We start from the raw sequence: 14459 nt of genomic DNA, 5'->3' as shown, positions 1-14459 counted from the left end.
TAGGTTAGGACGCGTATTTTTGGCATAATTCATCCGGTACATCCGGCATTACAGGAATGAATGTGAAATATTTGCTGATATTTTTAGTTGTGTTGGTCGTGTTGGTGATCTCCATCACCCTCGGCGCCCACAACGATCAGGTGGTAACTTTCAATTATCTGCTGGCGCAGGGCGACTATCGCGTCTCCACGCTGCTGGCTGTGCTATTTGCGACTGGCTTCGTGCTGGGTTGGGTGATCTGTGGTCTGTTCTATCTGCGCGTTCGCCTGTCTCTTGGCCGCGCTCAGCGTAAAATCAAGCGTCTGGAACAGCAAATCGAACCTGAACCTGTGGTTGTTCCCGCTGTCACGCCTACTGTTATCAGTAAGGAATAATCCTTTATGTTAGAGCTGCTGTTTCTGTTGTTGCCCGTTGCGGCCGCCTATGGCTGGTACATGGGGCGCAGAAGTTCTCAGCAGGATAAACAGGAAAATGCTAACCGCCTGTCGCGTGAGTACGTGGCGGGCGTTAACTTTTTGCTGTCCAACCAACAAGATAAAGCCGTCGACCTGTTCCTTGAAATGCTTAAAGAGGACAGCAGCACCGTCGAGGCTCACTTAACGCTGGGCAACCTGTTCCGTTCGCGTGGTGAAGTTGACCGCGCCATCCGCATCCATCAGTCATTGATGGAAAGCGCCTCGCTGACCTTCGAACAACGTCTGCTTGCCGTGCAGCAACTGGGCCGTGACTACATGGCTGCCGGGCTGTATGACCGCGCAGAAGACATGTTCAACCAGCTGGTGAAAGAGCAGGACTACCAAGTCTTTGCTCTGGAGCAGCTGTTGGTCATTCATCAGGCGACCAGCGACTGGCAAAGCGCCATCGAGGTGGCCGAGCGTCTGGTTAAGCTGGGTAAAGACAATCGCCGCAAAGAGATTGCCCATTTCTGGTGTGAACTAGCGCTGCAAGCCATGTCCAGCGACGACCTAGATAAAGCCACCGGCCTGCTGAAGAAAGCCGCCTCGGCCGACAAACTCTGCGCCCGCGTCTCGATCATGCAGGGTCGCATCCTGATGGCTCAGGGCGACTACGCTAAGGCCGCCGACGCCTTAAAACGCGTGCTGGAGCAGGATAAAGAGCTGGTGAGCGAAACCTTGCCGATGCTGCAAGAGTGCTATCAGCACTTAGGCCAGCTGCAAGCCTGGGCCGAATTCCTCAAACGCTGCGTGGATGAAAACACCGGGGCCAGCGCCGAGCTGATTCTGGCTGAGATAATCCAGCAAGCCGAAGGCCGCGAAGTAGCGCAGTTGTACATCAACCGCCAGCTTCAGCGCCATCCGACCATGCGCGTGTTCCATCACCTGATGGATTACCATCTGGCGGATGCAGAAGAGGGGCGTGCCAAGGAGAGTCTGGTCTTACTGCGTGACATGGTAGGGGAGCAGATCCGCACTAAGCCGCGCTATCGCTGCCATAAGTGTGGGTTTACCGCGCATTCGTTGTATTGGCATTGCCCGTCTTGCCGGGCGTGGTCGACCATCAAGCCTATCCGCGGCCTCGACGGCCAATAAAATCCTCGTCGTCCTTTGTATTGTCTCTGTGTTGGCTTCCTCTGTTATTCGGCCCGTCCATGGGCCTCACCCCTTCGGGGCCGCTGCGAGCAGCGTTCAAATCTGCTCCCGGCAGATTTGTCACCCCAGTCACTGACTTAATGTCAGCTCCTGGGGATTCGTGCAGTTGCCGCCTTGATACAATCCAAATGACTTAGAGGATTTCCGGTGATCGGGGCGAGAAAAACTTCGCTTACTTCTTCTTACTGATGGTCTTGCGGACGGAGACCAGCAGGGTGCGGAGTTTTTTGATCTCTTTTTGAGTCAGCGCCGGTTCGGTGTTTTCGCTGGTGTGCTGGTTGTCGATTTCATGTTCTGGATTTTTGGCGGCCTTTTTCCCCTTAGGTGCAAAGCTTTCCTCTAGGCGCTCGCACACTTCGGCACTTAATGAACGCTCTGATTCAGCCGCTGCGGCACGAATTAACTCTTTTAATTCCACAGGTATCTTGATGGTCAGGGTAGATATCTCGCTCATTTTATTCTATTTCCTTCAGCCTAAAGCTTTACGCTATGTCAGCAAAGTTAAGCTGTCTAGTGTGTAACAAATAATTCATAAAAATGTAACACAACGCGCGACTGGGATTTAGGGGAGATGACAGGTAAAATGCGGGCGGCTTTTTCCACTGATGAATTTGCCTTAGCCCGATATCCTTAAAAACTGACAAGAGGTTGACGACATGAAGTCTGAAAATAATATCCATAACAATGACTTAAAATCCTCACCCATTGTCGTTGCTCTCGACTACGCCGATAAGTCGGCGGCGCTGGCCTTTGCCGATCGCATCGACCCGCGCGATTGCCGTTTGAAAGTGGGTAAAGAGATGTTCACCCACTTCGGCCCGCAAATCGTTAAAGACCTGCAGTCTCGCGGTTTTGACGTATTCCTCGATTTGAAATTCCACGACATTCCTAACACTACCGCCCACGCGGTGGCTGCCGCCGCCGATCTCGGCGTGTGGATGGTGAATGTTCACGCCAGCGGCGGGGCACGCATGATGACTGCCGCCAAAGAGGCGTTAACCTCATTCGGGGCCGACGCGCCCCTGCTGATTGCCGTCACCGTGCTGACCAGCATGGAAGGCAGCGATTTGGCTGATCTAGGTATTCAACTCTCTCCGGCGGACTACGCCGAGCGTTTGGCGCGCCTGACACGCGACTGCGGCCTGGACGGCGTGGTGTGCTCCGCGCAGGAAGCCAGCCGTTTCAAAGCCGCGCTGGGGCAAGAGTTTAAACTGGTGACGCCAGGGATCCGCCCGGCGGGCAGCAAAGCCGACGACCAGCGTCGCGTGATGACTCCCGTTGAGGCACTGACGGCGGGCGTCGACTATATGGTGATTGGGCGTCCGATCACCCAATCTGCCGATCCAGCCCAGACCCTGCGTGATATTCGCGCTTCACTGCGTTAAGGCCAGCCGATGAAAAATGATGATAACAGCCGTCTAGTGTACTCCACAGATACCGGCCGAATTGATGAGCCAAAAGCCAAAGTAGAACGCCCGAAAGGTGACGGTATTGTGCGTATTCAGCGCCAGACCAGCGGGCGCAAAGGCAAGGGCGTTTGCCTGATCACCGGCGTAGACGGTGATGACGCCGATCTGGAGAAACTGGCTGCTGAGCTGAAGAAGAAGTGCGGCTGCGGCGGTTCGGTGAAAGAGGGGGTGATCGAGATTCAGGGGGATAAGCGGGATTTGCTCAAACAGCTGCTTGAAGCCAAAGGCATGAAGGTGAAATTAGCCGGTGGCTGATATTGGCTGCATGTCAGAGGCAGCGCTAAATCGGCAAAAATTTTATTTTTTGCCGATTTCACCCGGAAAGACAAATTAAAAACGTGATTGCCAAGGTGCTGCTCTCTCATCAAAGCAGCATCTTGAGAATACCGATTTGTCTTCTTAGTAGAAGACAAATTAAAAAGACCTGAAAAAAGCAAACAACCTATTTTTGTTTTTATCCTTTATTCTGCTTTAACCATTCTTTACTACTATTTACTGACCTGATGTCCTACGATCCCGCCGACTGCTGCACCACCTAATGTCCCTAAAGTACTGCCATCGGTCAGTACTGCACCACCCAATGCACCGGCACCCGCACCAATGGCGGTATTACGGTCGCGTTTAGACCAGTTGCCACAAGCAGTGACTGACATTGCCAAGGTCATCACTAAAGCAATGCTGGCAATACGTTTAGAAGTAAGACTTGATAATTGCATCATGGTAACTCTCCTTAATAGGATTAACTCTCCGACACACTCATAAGTATAGGTAATAACCAATATTTCGCTGAGAAATTAACCAACGCAATATTGCCGCTATCACCTGGGTGTTTAACGCGAGACCTCCGCGAAAAACTAACAATATTCAGAGTGGGTCAAACAGTTATCTCAACTTGCTCAATTTCACATTTTCACCGGGCGCAATAGCGACCCAGTGGAATAAAACTAATGAAATTGGCATTTTTGCACTAGGTGAATAGTCCTAATTCACTGCAAAGTCTTTGGGTCAAAGCACAAAAACCTCATTATTGGCTGATGCAATCCACCGTAATCCCGGCGCTGGTGAGATGCTGCCTCACGGGGACGGCAAGTTGGTCATCGGTGATCACCCGGCTGATGTGGCGCATAGGGCCGAGGGAGTGGCCGGTGATCTGGCCAAACTTGCTGGAATCGGTCAGCACGATATTTTCCACGCCTTTGGCCAGCACGGCGTTGACGATGTCGGCGCGCAGCATATCGCGGCCGGTGAAGCCGGTTTCAGGGGTATAGCCGTCGATACCAATAAATGCTTTGCTGAAGTTGACCTGCTGCAAGCAGAGTTTGGTCAGGGGGCCGACCAGCGTCTGGCTGGCTTTTTGATACATCCCGCCGAGCAAAATCACCTCGCACGGCATGCTTTTTAATAGGGTGGCGATGTAGCTGCTGACCGTGACCACCGTCAGGCTGCGCTTATCACTCAGATATTGCGCCAACAGCGCGACGCTGCTGCCGCTTTCGAAAAATACGGTTTCACCCTCTTGGATCAGCGACGCGGCATATTGGGCCAGCTTTTGCTTGCGGCCAAAATTGGACATCATGCGCTGGTCCACATCATCGGTCTGCACCGCCACGGCAAATCCGTGCTCTCGGCGCAGATAGTTGCGCCCTTCGAGCAAAGTCAGATCATGGCGAATGGTCACTTCTGATACCTGACATACCTGCGCCAGCGTGCTGACGCTAACCCGCTGTTTATCATTCACCCATTGCAAAATAATCTGCTGTCTGTCGTTCATGCGATTCCGAAACAGCGGGCAACCTGTTGATTACCCGCATTGTGGTAGGGAAGGGTTAGAGCGAGTGCTCGGTACGGGCGATGATATCATCCTGTGCTTCAGGTGATAAGGCCGTGAAAAATGCCGAGTATCCGGCGACGCGCACCACTAAATCCCGGTAATGCTGCGGCGTCTCTTTGGCTTTCAGCAAAGTTTCGCGCGACACAATGTTGTACTGCACGTGCCAGCCGCGATGCTCTTCAAAGAAAGTGCGTAGCATGAGCATCAGCGTTTGCCGGTCGTGCGGGTTTTCCAGCGAAGCCGGGTTCAACTTCTGATTGAGCAACACGCCGCCGAGGATCGCCTCGGTCGGCAGTTTTCCGAGGGAGTTGAACACCGCCGTTGGCCCAAGATGGTCCGTACCGGAAGAGGGGCTGGCACCCTCAGCCAGCGGGGTGAAGGCTTTGCGACCATCCGGCGTGGCGGTGGTGGCGGCGCCGAAAGGCACGTTGGCGGAAATTGATGAGGTGCCCGCGTAATAGGTGCCGCCAATCGGGCCGCGCCCAAATCGGGTGTTGTGATAGTTCGACAGCTCGTCGATATAGCACTGATAAGCGCGAACCAGCAGGTCGTCTACCTCGTCGCAGTCATTGCCATATTTGTCCGCGCCGTTGATGAGTCGCTGGCGCAGGCGCTCGCCGTCTAGCCCGTCGTAGTCGGACGCCAGCGCCGCCGCCAGCTCTTGCTGACCAACCTGACCCTGCTCGAACACCAGCTTTTTGACTGCTGCCAGACTGTTGCCCAGATTGGCGATCCCCACCTGTAAGCCCGACACCCAATCATATTTCGCACCACCCTGTTTGATGGTTTTGCCGCGCTCGATGCAGTCATCAACCAGTGCCGAGCATAAGATGTCGTGGGCATTTTCTTCCAGCACGGTATCCACCACGCACTCCACTTCAATTGATTTGCGGGTGTAGTAGCGGATCTGCTCATCCCACTGGGCGAAGGCCTGTTCGAAATTGTCGAAGTTACCCAGCGACAGCCCGCGCTGCTGCGGTAAGAAGCAGCGGCCGCTTTTGGCGTCTTTGCCTTGCTCCAGCGCCGCCAGCATTACGCGGGCGAAGTTGATGAAACTCATGCCGGTGCAGCGATAGCCCCACTTGCCGCCGACGGCGGTTTCGATGCAGCCAATCGCGGCGTAGTCATAGGCGTCCTGCGGCTCGACGCCGAGTTTGATGAATTCAGGAATGACAATTTCATCATTATTGAAAGCCGGCATGCCGAAGCCGCAGCGAATCACCTGCACGCAGGCGTCGAGGAAGTCATCGCTGATCCCGGCGTGATAGCGCACGCTGAGGTTGGGCTGGGTAGAGCGCAACTGGCCGCATGACTCCAGAATGGCGTAAGAGAGTGGGTTGACGGCGTCGCTGATCTGGCCGTCGCGCCACTGCTGGCCGCCAATGGTGACATTTTGGTACAGCGGGCTGCCCGCCGAGGCTTTGGAGTGGGTGCCGGAGCGGATTTTGTTGACCTCCAGCAGCTTCAGCCAGCAGCTTTGCAAAAGCTCGATGGCAGCGTCGCGGCTCAGGGTTTCAGCCACTTCCACATCGCGGCGATAGTAAGGATAGAGATATTGGTCGAGGCGACCGAAGGAGACCGAGTGGCCGTTGGATTCGATTTGCAGAATCAGCTGGATGAAGTAGCACAGCTGCAACGCCTGCCAGAAGGTCTGCGGCGGCTGGTGGGCAATAAGCTCGCAGTTTTCGGCCATGCTCAGCAGTTCGCTGCGGCGCGCTTCGCGGCTCTCCGTCGCCGCCATTTTCCGCGCCAGCGCAGCAAAACGCAGGATGTGCTCGCCCACCGCCGCTAGCGTGATATCAATCGCCTTCAGCAGCTGCTCTTTATGCAGGTCTTCCCAGTCGGTGAGTTGCAGTCGTTCGCGGCGCTCGGCCACTTTGTTGCGCAGCCCGTCCAGCCCGAGATCGAGCAGCAGCGGGAAGTTGACCGCCAGATGCGCGTCGCCGGAGGTCATATTGCCTTCCGCCTTGACGATGCCACTGTCGAGCAGGGCCTTCTGCTCATCGGTGAACATGCCGTAGCAGCGATCTTGAACCGTCTGGCCGCGCCACCACGGGCACAGCTGGTGAAGGATGTCCTTGTTCGCTTCGCTGACCGAGAAACCGGCTCCCGGCCTGTCGCCCAGTGCGTCAATTTCACTTTCAATCCAGCCGACAGTGTACTCAGGGAAAATCGGCGCGGCGCGCACTTCACTGGCTTGGTTGCCGATGATTAACTCGTCGTGCTTAATCCAGATGGTGCGTTGTTGCAGATGCTCGGCCAGCGCCATTGCCCGGCGCACGGCCAGCGGTTTGTCGGCATGCTGTTGATAAACATGGGTATAGTGCTGCGCGCGTTCGGTACAGATAGGCGGTTTGACGATATGAATCAGCGCCTCTTTGTGTGCTTTGATGCGGTCAGACAGATGTTCCAGCTTCAGTTGAGTCATTATTATTATCCTCTTAGTAGGGCAGTCAGCCCCTTTTCGGCGGCGTAATCTTGGGCAAACGTCAGCAGATCGGGGTCATTCAGCGGCTGGCGCGGGGCCAGATAGGGTTGGTTGAGCAGAGCGTATTTATTGATGCCCAGCGTGTGGTAAGGCAGAAAATGGATCTCCTGGCAGCCGGTTTCCTCAGCGGCGAAGTCGACAATCGCCCGTACCGAGGCGCGGTCGGCATTGAAGTCAGGGATCAGCGGCACGCGGACAATCAGCGACTGCCCGGCATGAGCCAGTCGGCGGAAATTATCCAGCACGCGCTTGGCCGAGCCGCCGGTCAGGCGTTTAAACGCCGTTTCATCTACGTGCTTTAAGTCGGCCAGCAGCAGATCCAGCACGTCCAGTGAGGGTTCGATGTATTTCCACGGCACGTGCAGGCAGCTTTCAACCGCCGTGTGCAACCCCTCTTGGCGGCAGCGTTGCAATAGCCGGTGAGTCACCTGCGGCTGCATGAAAGGCTCGCCGCCGGAGAGGGTGACGCCACCGCCGGTGCGCAGATAGAAGGCTTTGTCGCGCAGGATCTGCTGCATCAGATGGTCTACATCCGCCGACTCGCCGCACAGGCTCAAGGCCCCGGCGGGGCAGACGCGCTCAATGGCGGCCCGGTCGGCGGCGCTGAAGTTCTCGCGGCGGATAATCAGCTTGCCGTCTTCTACATTAATAGCGTGCGGAAAGGCGCTGGCGCAGTAGCTGCAGCCTTCACTGCATAAGCGCGGGTCGAACAAAATGTCCGGCTCGGCCGAGCGGCTCTCCGGGTTCTGGCACCAGGTGCAGCCTAGAGAACAGCCTTTGAGGAACACCACGGTACGCACTCCCGGCCCGTCGTGGGTTGAATAGCGTTGAAGGTTAAAAATCATCGAGGTACTCCAAGCAAAAACGGCCTATTTATTTTCTTTCGCAATTAAGCTACTTTCATTCGAAAGTGATTTTGACTGCGATCAACAAAATAGGCGTTTGAAAGAGTAGACTCATCGATACTTTGTTTTGGTTCACAAGTTTAAGGAGAGAGGGATGGAGCTTTATCTGGATACCGCCGACGTTGGCGCGGTAAAACGACTATCACGCATCCTGCCGTTGCAGGGTGTTACTACCAACCCGAGCATTGTGGCGAAAGAGCGCAAATCGCTATGGGAAGTCCTGCCTGCCTTGCGTGACGCACTGGGCGGAACCGGCAAACTCTTTGCGCAGGTGCTGGCGTCTGATGCCGAGCAAATGGTTGCCGAAGCGGTGAGCATGACCCAGCGCGTGCCGGGTTTAGTGGTCAAAGTTCCGGTGACGGCGGAAGGCTTGGCAGCAATTAAAAAGCTCAAGCTGATGAACATTCCCACGCTGGGAACGGCGGTTTATGGCGCGGGTCAGGGGCTGCTTTCTGCGCTGGCCGGGGCGGAATATGTCGCGCCCTACGTCAACCGTCTGGACGCGCAGGGCGGTGACGGCATCGCCATGGTGACAGAGCTGCAACAGCTACTGAGCCTGCATGCGCCCGGCGCTAAAGTGCTGGCCGCCAGTTTCCGCACGCCGCGTCAGGCGATGGACTGCTTGCTCGCGGGCTGTCAGTCAATCACTCTGCCGGTGGACGTCGCCGAGCAGCTGCTGACCACGCCCGCCGTGACCGCCGCCGTGGCGCAGTTCGACAATGACTGGCAACAGGCTTTCGGGCGCAGCACGCTGGATTAATTCCGCACTCTACTCATCGACTTATCTAACCCGCCTCGGCATCCCCGACGCGGGTTTTTTTATGCCTGAAAATCCTCCAGACATTTAAATGAAACTAGCGATCTATAAAAAAGAAACGTCGTTTCAAAAATATGTGTTTGATCACTTTTATAACTTCCGGAAATGGATACCTTAGCGATCATTGAAAGAGCCGATGAGAGAACCAAGTCGTCACGCCAACCGGGAATGGCACGTTACACCCTTAACCCTAGCTTTCACTACAACACCGCCCGGCGCTGGCAAAACAGTGCCGTGAGCGAATAAAACGATCAGGTGGAAACAACATGCAAATCAAACGTGCTATAGAAAAAATTCCCGGTGGGATGATGCTGGTGCCGCTGTTTATCGGTGCCCTTTGCCATACCTTTGCGCCGGACGCGGGTAAATATTTCGGGTCATTCACCAACGGGCTGATTTCCGGCACCGTGCCGATTCTGGCGGTGTGGTTCTTCTGTATGGGCGCGTCAATCAAGCTCAGCGCCACGGGGACGGTGCTGCGTAAATCCGGCACGCTGGTGGTGACTAAAATCGCCGTGGCCTGGGTGGTCGCCGCGTTGGCGTCGCACTTTATTCCGGAAAACGGCGTCGAGTTTGGCTTCTTCGCCGGGCTGTCTACGCTGGCCTTAGTGGCGGCGATGGATATGACCAACGGCGGCCTGTACGCCTCGGTGATGCAGCAATACGGCACCAAAGAAGAGGCGGGCGCTTTCGTGCTGATGTCTCTGGAATCCGGCCCGTTGATGACCATGATCATCCTCGGCACTGCCGGTATCGCCTCTTTCGAACCTCACGTATTCGTCGGCGCCGTTCTGCCTTTCCTGGTTGGGTTTGCGTTGGGTAATCTTGATTCTGAATTGCGCGAGTTCTTCGGCAAAGCCGTGCAGACGCTGATCCCATTCTTCGCTTTCGCTTTGGGGAATACCATCAATCTGGCGGTGATTGCACAAACCGGCCTGTTAGGTATCGCACTGGGTATCGCGGTGATTATCGTCACCGGCATCCCGCTGATTCTGGCCGACAAGTTTATCGGTGGAGGTGACGGCACGGCAGGCATCGCAGCATCAAGTTCCGCCGGAGCCGCCGTCGCCACCCCGGTGTTAATCGCCGAGATGGTCCCCCAGTTCAAAGCCGCCGCCCCGGCAGCCACCGCGCTAGTCGCCACCTCGGTCATCGTAACCTCGATTCTGGTACCGATTATTACCGCGATGTGGTCGCGCAGAGTGAAGAACAAAGCCATCAAGGGGAAAGTGAATTTGGATGACCAAATGGCGAGAATTAAGTAAGTAGGGGCTGCTGCCCGGGGGCGCTTCTTAACTTCAAATTCAAATTTAAGACCGTGGACGTCGGCGCAAACCGGCCTTAAGGTCAAAACCGTGCGCTGCCGCCACACCGGCCTTAAGGGGCGCCTTTCGCCGCGCCCCTTAAGAATCCCCGGCTCTTTACTGCGCGCTCCGCTCGCTAGGTGGACGTGTTTCAGGTGCACCTGTTCTCCACCGCCCTCCCTATCAATAAAGAATGTCGCCGCTTAGGCGGTGCCTTCGCTTCAGACTTCGAGCCTTTGGTCTCGAACCGTTCGCTCAGCGCCATTTTTGAGCGCGGTTTTGAGACATTTCAACCGTACCGTTTCAGTGGAGTGCTATTCTGCTCCCGCCCCTAAATAGGGGAAGGAGCAAGTCAAAAAAACAATGAAACGGTTCGGTGTAAATGCCAGTAAGTCGCATTCAGAAGTGACGCCGAGGGAGTGGTTCGAGACCAAAGGCTCGAAGCCCGAACTGAGGGAACCGCCTAAGCGGCGGCACTTCGCGACGAACACAGTGGCCGCAACACGTCCATTCCGACCCTGCGAAGCCTCGATCTACCAGCAGCAAAAAACGCAGGATTCCAAAGGGTTTCGTTTAAAACCCTTTGGGCCAGTGTGGGCGGCGAGCCCACGGTTTTGACCTTAAGGCCGGTGTGGCGGCAGCGCACGACCTTGACCTTAAACTTAAAAAGGTGAACAGCAGTTCACCCACCTGATCCTAACATGGGCATTTCCCCATCTTGCCGCCTTCACTCGGGAATCTGGCTTCCAAACATCTGCGATGAAACTCGCGCTCCGACAGCGGCGTGCCTCTTGGGTGGCGAACGCGAAAGTGCGCCACGTAATTGCCGTAATCCTGCACGCCAACCATCAGCCGGAAGCTTTGGGCGGCGCGGCGTCCGGCGAGTTTTAGCCACTGCAAAGCGTTCTTCGGACGCGGCTCGACCACGAACAGGGGGCGGCAGCGGTGGATGACTAGCGCCGCGGGCCGCGGCGCTTTCAACAGTAAACAGTTTTCAGACATTGCGGGCCTCCCGGCGTTGTACCACGGCGGTTTCATGCACGGTCGGGGTGGCGGAGTTCAGTGCGCGGCGGATCACGAAGAACGACGACACCAGCATGGTGACGGCGACCAGCATAAAGAAGGCGCACAGCGCGGCGTTGATCTGATTGTTAATCACGATGGTGTGCATATCGGCAAGAGTTTTGGCCGGTTTAATGATTTCACCGCTGTCGATGCCTGCCGAGAATTTCTTCGCCTGAGCGAGGAAACCGATCGACGGCTTCTCGTGGAAAATCTTCTGCCAGCCCGCCGTCATAGAGGTCACAAACAGCCACACGGTCGGCAGAATGGTTACCCACGCATAGCGCTGCTTCTTCATTTTAAACAGCACCACGGTGCCGAGGATCAAGGCCATCGACGCCAGCATCTGATTGCCGATACCAAACAGCGGCCACAGCGTATTGATGCCGCCCAGTGGGTCGACCACGCCCTGATAGACAAAGAAGCCCCAGCCAGCGACCGCCACGGTGGTTCCGGCTATGGTGCCAACCCAAGAACGGTTATTAGCCAGAGAAGGCACGGCGACGCCCACCAAGTCTTGCACCATAAAACGGCAGGCGCGGGTACCGGCATCCACGGCGGTAAGGATGAACAGGGCTTCGAACAGGATGGCGAAGTGATACCAGAACGCCATCATGGCGCGGCTATTAAACACTTCGGTGATGATGTGCGCCATGCCCACGGCAAAGGTCGGTGCGCCACCGGCGCGGGAGAGAATGGAGTTCTCACCCACGTCTTTGGCAATCAGCGCCAGCGTGTCCGGCGTCACCACAAAGCCCCAGCTGTTAATCACCTGCGAAGCACTCTCTACCGTGGTGCCAATCAGCGCCGCCGGGGAGTTCATAGCGAAATAGACGCCCGGATCGATAACCGAGGCGCAGATCATCGCCATAATCGCCACGAAGGACTCCATCAGCATCGCGCCGTAGCCGATAAAGCGGATATGGCTTTCGCGCTCGACCAGCTTAGGCGTGGTGCCGCTGGAAACCAGCGCGTGGAAACCCGAAATGGAGCCGCAGGCAATGGTGATAAACAGGAACGGGAAAAGGCCGCCGGAGAACACCGGGCCGCTGCCGTCGATAAACTTAGTTACCGCGGGCATTTTCATTTCAGGCATAGCAAATACGATGCCCACCGCCAACCCGGCAATGACGCCGATTTTCAGGAAGGTAGAGAGGTAATCACGCGGGGCCAGCAGCAGCCAAACCGGCAGAACCGAGGCGATAAAGCCGTAAATCACCAACACCCAGGTCAGCGTGGTGCCGTGCAGCGTGAAGAACGGCCCCCAGTAAGGATCCGCCGCTACGTTGCCGCCGTAAATAATCGCCAGCATCATCAGCACGAAGCCAATAATCGATACTTCGGCAATTTTGCCCGGACGCAGGAAGCGCATATAAGCGCCCATAAACAGCGCGATAGGAATGGTCGCGGCGATGGTGAACAGCCCCCACGGGCTGTCTGCCAGCGCTTTAACCACCACCAGAGCCAGCGCGGACAGGATAATAATCATCACGCCCAGCGCGCCTAGCATGGTGATCACTCCGGCGAATTGCCCCAGCTCCTGCTTGGCCATTTCACCCAGCGAGCGACCATCGCGGCGGGTTGAGATGAACAGAATAAGGAAGTCTTGCACCGCGCCCGCCAGCATCACGCCGACCAGGATCCAGATAGTGCCCGGCAAGAAGCCCATCTGCGCGGCCAGGATCGGGCCGACCAGCGGGCCTGCACCGGCAATTGCTGCAAAGTGGTGGCCGAACAGCACCCATTTATTGGTGGGAACATAGTCCAGGCCGTCATTGTGGCGCTCGGCGGGCGTCATGCGACGGTCATCCAGCTCAAACACTTTCTTGGCGATAAACAGACTGTAGAAACGGTAGGCGATGCTGTAACAGGCGATGGCTGCTATCACCAGCCACACCGCGTTGACGTGCTCTCCGCGGCTGAGGGCCAACATGCCAAAGGCAAAGGCGCCGATTAACGCCACCACCAGCCAGGTTATCCCGGACTTGACGCTTTTCATGTGTACTACTCCTTGTGTCACGGGTCCTGTAGGCCCGCTTTATGTTTTATAGGTGCAGAGTTTGGGTGAGGTATGAATGGAACATGCTCAACCGCAGCGCAGAAGTTCCTGAACGATCAGCTTAAATCCCAGTTTTAAGGTAGTGGCTTGGCGGCGACAGGTGAAATGAGAACAACAGAATTGTGATATGGCTTGGGATTTCGTTGGGTAAGGGGGCGGGGAGCACAGAAAAAATGCGCAATAAGATGAATAAATACAAAAAAAAACCGGCCAGCAAAGCTGACCGGTTGAGCCTGAGCGGTTAAGCGATTATTCAGCAGCAGCCGGTTTTGGCTGGCCTGGTTTATGGTCGCGCATTTTTTCCATTTTCTCAGCGCGCTTCTGGTAGTTCTCATTGAACTGTTTCTTCTGCTCTGGCGTCAGCAGGTTGTACATTTTGTTCTCAGCACGGGCGCGTTCTAGCATGTGCTGGGACTGCGCCTGGGTGATGGTATCAATCTGCGATTTCACTTTGGCTTCATCGAAGCTGTCAGAGGCGACCAGGCCGTGCATGGTGTCCATCTGCGCTTTCATGGCCGCGCGGTCAGGGCGTGCGCCGCTGTCTTTCATGATCTCTTTCATCTGAGTTTTTTGCTGCTCAGTCAGGTTCAGGCCAGCGAACGGGTTCATGTGGTGCGGGCCTTTATGGTGCATCATTTTGCCTTGAGTGGCAGGTGCATCAGGTGCTGGCGTAGTATCAGCGGCGAAAGCGAAAGAAGCCGAGCTCAGAGCCAGAGTTGAAGCCACAATCATTGCGGTAAGTTTACGCATTATTAGATTCCTCATAGGGTTTCAGGCACGTTGCCCGTTTTGTGTTGACGAAGGAAAGTCTAAACCTATGAATGAATAGTAATACGAGGAAGATGTAAAAGAGTGAAAGGTGCGCTAACGTTTTTCCGCCGAAAGTGGAGAAAACGTTTAGAAAGCGTAAGGTT

At 55.7% G+C, this 14459-nt stretch carries 14 protein-coding genes; 6 read left to right on the top strand and 8 right to left on the bottom strand.

Features of this window, described 5'->3' with window-relative positions:
* The first annotated feature begins 62 nt into the window (after positions 1–62).
* On the top strand, positions 63–374 hold the full coding sequence (locus ACT3RT_RS00775; protein WP_396130487.1) for a LapA family protein: 312 nt from the start codon (positions 63–65) through the stop codon (positions 372–374).
* Positions 375–380: 6 nt separating this feature from the next.
* Positions 381–1550: a lipopolysaccharide assembly protein LapB gene (lapB, locus tag ACT3RT_RS00770; protein WP_353502344.1), complete on the top strand. Its 1170-nt coding sequence runs from the start codon at positions 381–383 to the stop codon at positions 1548–1550.
* A 232-nt stretch (positions 1551–1782) separates the two neighbouring features.
* Here the strand turns inward: lapB and ACT3RT_RS00765 are convergent, their stop codons facing one another.
* Positions 1783–2064 (bottom strand): Arc family DNA-binding protein, encoded by a 282-nt coding sequence (locus ACT3RT_RS00765; protein WP_100937199.1) that lies wholly within the window; start codon positions 2062–2064, stop codon positions 1783–1785.
* Positions 2065–2266: 202 nt separating this feature from the next.
* Between ACT3RT_RS00765 and pyrF the strand changes: the two genes are divergently transcribed.
* Together pyrF and yciH are read left to right on the top strand one after the other, a co-directional pair.
* The gene (gene pyrF / locus ACT3RT_RS00760) at positions 2267–2995 is read left to right on the top strand and encodes an orotidine-5'-phosphate decarboxylase (protein WP_353502343.1); all 729 of its coding nucleotides are present in this window, start codon (positions 2267–2269) and stop codon (positions 2993–2995) included.
* A gap of 9 nt (positions 2996–3004) precedes the next feature.
* Positions 3005–3334 (top strand): stress response translation initiation inhibitor YciH, encoded by a 330-nt coding sequence (gene yciH / locus ACT3RT_RS00755; protein WP_353502342.1) that lies wholly within the window; start codon positions 3005–3007, stop codon positions 3332–3334.
* A gap of 233 nt (positions 3335–3567) precedes the next feature.
* Here yciH and osmB read toward each other — a convergent pair whose 3' ends face one another.
* The 4 genes from osmB to ACT3RT_RS00735 form a co-directional block, all read right to left on the bottom strand.
* Complete coding sequence (osmB, locus tag ACT3RT_RS00750; protein ID WP_034791472.1) at positions 3568–3795, bottom strand: osmotically-inducible lipoprotein OsmB; 228 nt, start codon at positions 3793–3795, stop codon at positions 3568–3570.
* A 308-nt stretch (positions 3796–4103) separates the two neighbouring features.
* Positions 4104–4850, bottom strand: coding sequence for a DeoR family transcriptional regulator (locus tag ACT3RT_RS00745; protein ID WP_496202372.1), 747 nt, complete (start codon positions 4848–4850; stop codon positions 4104–4106).
* Between the two features lie 55 nt (positions 4851–4905).
* Entirely contained in the window at positions 4906–7338 is a 2433-nt protein-coding gene (locus tag ACT3RT_RS00740; protein WP_496202371.1) for a formate C-acetyltransferase/glycerol dehydratase family glycyl radical enzyme, read from the bottom strand.
* Between the two features lie 5 nt (positions 7339–7343).
* Positions 7344–8243: a glycyl-radical enzyme activating protein gene (locus ACT3RT_RS00735; RefSeq protein WP_353502339.1), complete on the bottom strand. Its 900-nt coding sequence runs from the start codon at positions 8241–8243 to the stop codon at positions 7344–7346.
* Between the two features lie 154 nt (positions 8244–8397).
* Here ACT3RT_RS00735 and fsa point away from each other — a divergent pair, with 154 nt between their 5' ends.
* Together fsa and kdgT are read left to right on the top strand one after the other, a co-directional pair.
* Entirely contained in the window at positions 8398–9063 is a 666-nt protein-coding gene (gene fsa, locus ACT3RT_RS00730; RefSeq protein WP_100937193.1) for a fructose-6-phosphate aldolase, read from the top strand.
* A gap of 323 nt (positions 9064–9386) precedes the next feature.
* The gene (gene kdgT, locus ACT3RT_RS00725; protein ID WP_353502338.1) at positions 9387–10385 is read left to right on the top strand and encodes a 2-keto-3-deoxygluconate transporter; all 999 of its coding nucleotides are present in this window, start codon (positions 9387–9389) and stop codon (positions 10383–10385) included.
* Between the two features lie 735 nt (positions 10386–11120).
* Here the strand turns inward: kdgT and ACT3RT_RS00720 are convergent.
* From ACT3RT_RS00720 to spy, 3 genes are all read right to left on the bottom strand, one after another.
* The gene (locus ACT3RT_RS00720) at positions 11121–11426 is read right to left on the bottom strand and encodes a YbdD/YjiX family protein (RefSeq protein ID WP_496202370.1); all 306 of its coding nucleotides are present in this window, start codon (positions 11424–11426) and stop codon (positions 11121–11123) included.
* Positions 11419–13485, bottom strand: coding sequence for a carbon starvation CstA family protein (locus tag ACT3RT_RS00715; protein ID WP_496202369.1), 2067 nt, complete (start codon positions 13483–13485; stop codon positions 11419–11421). The genes ACT3RT_RS00720 and ACT3RT_RS00715 overlap by 8 nt, the downstream gene beginning before the upstream one ends.
* Before the next feature lie 309 nt (positions 13486–13794).
* On the bottom strand, positions 13795–14295 hold the full coding sequence (gene spy / locus ACT3RT_RS00710; RefSeq protein WP_485900882.1) for an ATP-independent periplasmic protein-refolding chaperone Spy: 501 nt from the start codon (positions 14293–14295) through the stop codon (positions 13795–13797).
* Positions 14296–14459: the final 164 nt, after the last annotated feature.

It is taken from the genome of Ewingella sp. AOP9-I1-14 (genome assembly GCF_052375995.1).
GTDB lineage: Bacteria > Pseudomonadota > Gammaproteobacteria > Enterobacterales > Enterobacteriaceae > Ewingella > Ewingella allii.
The sequence above is the reverse complement of the archived record's forward strand: the minus strand, read 5'-3'. Positions and strand labels throughout refer to the sequence as shown.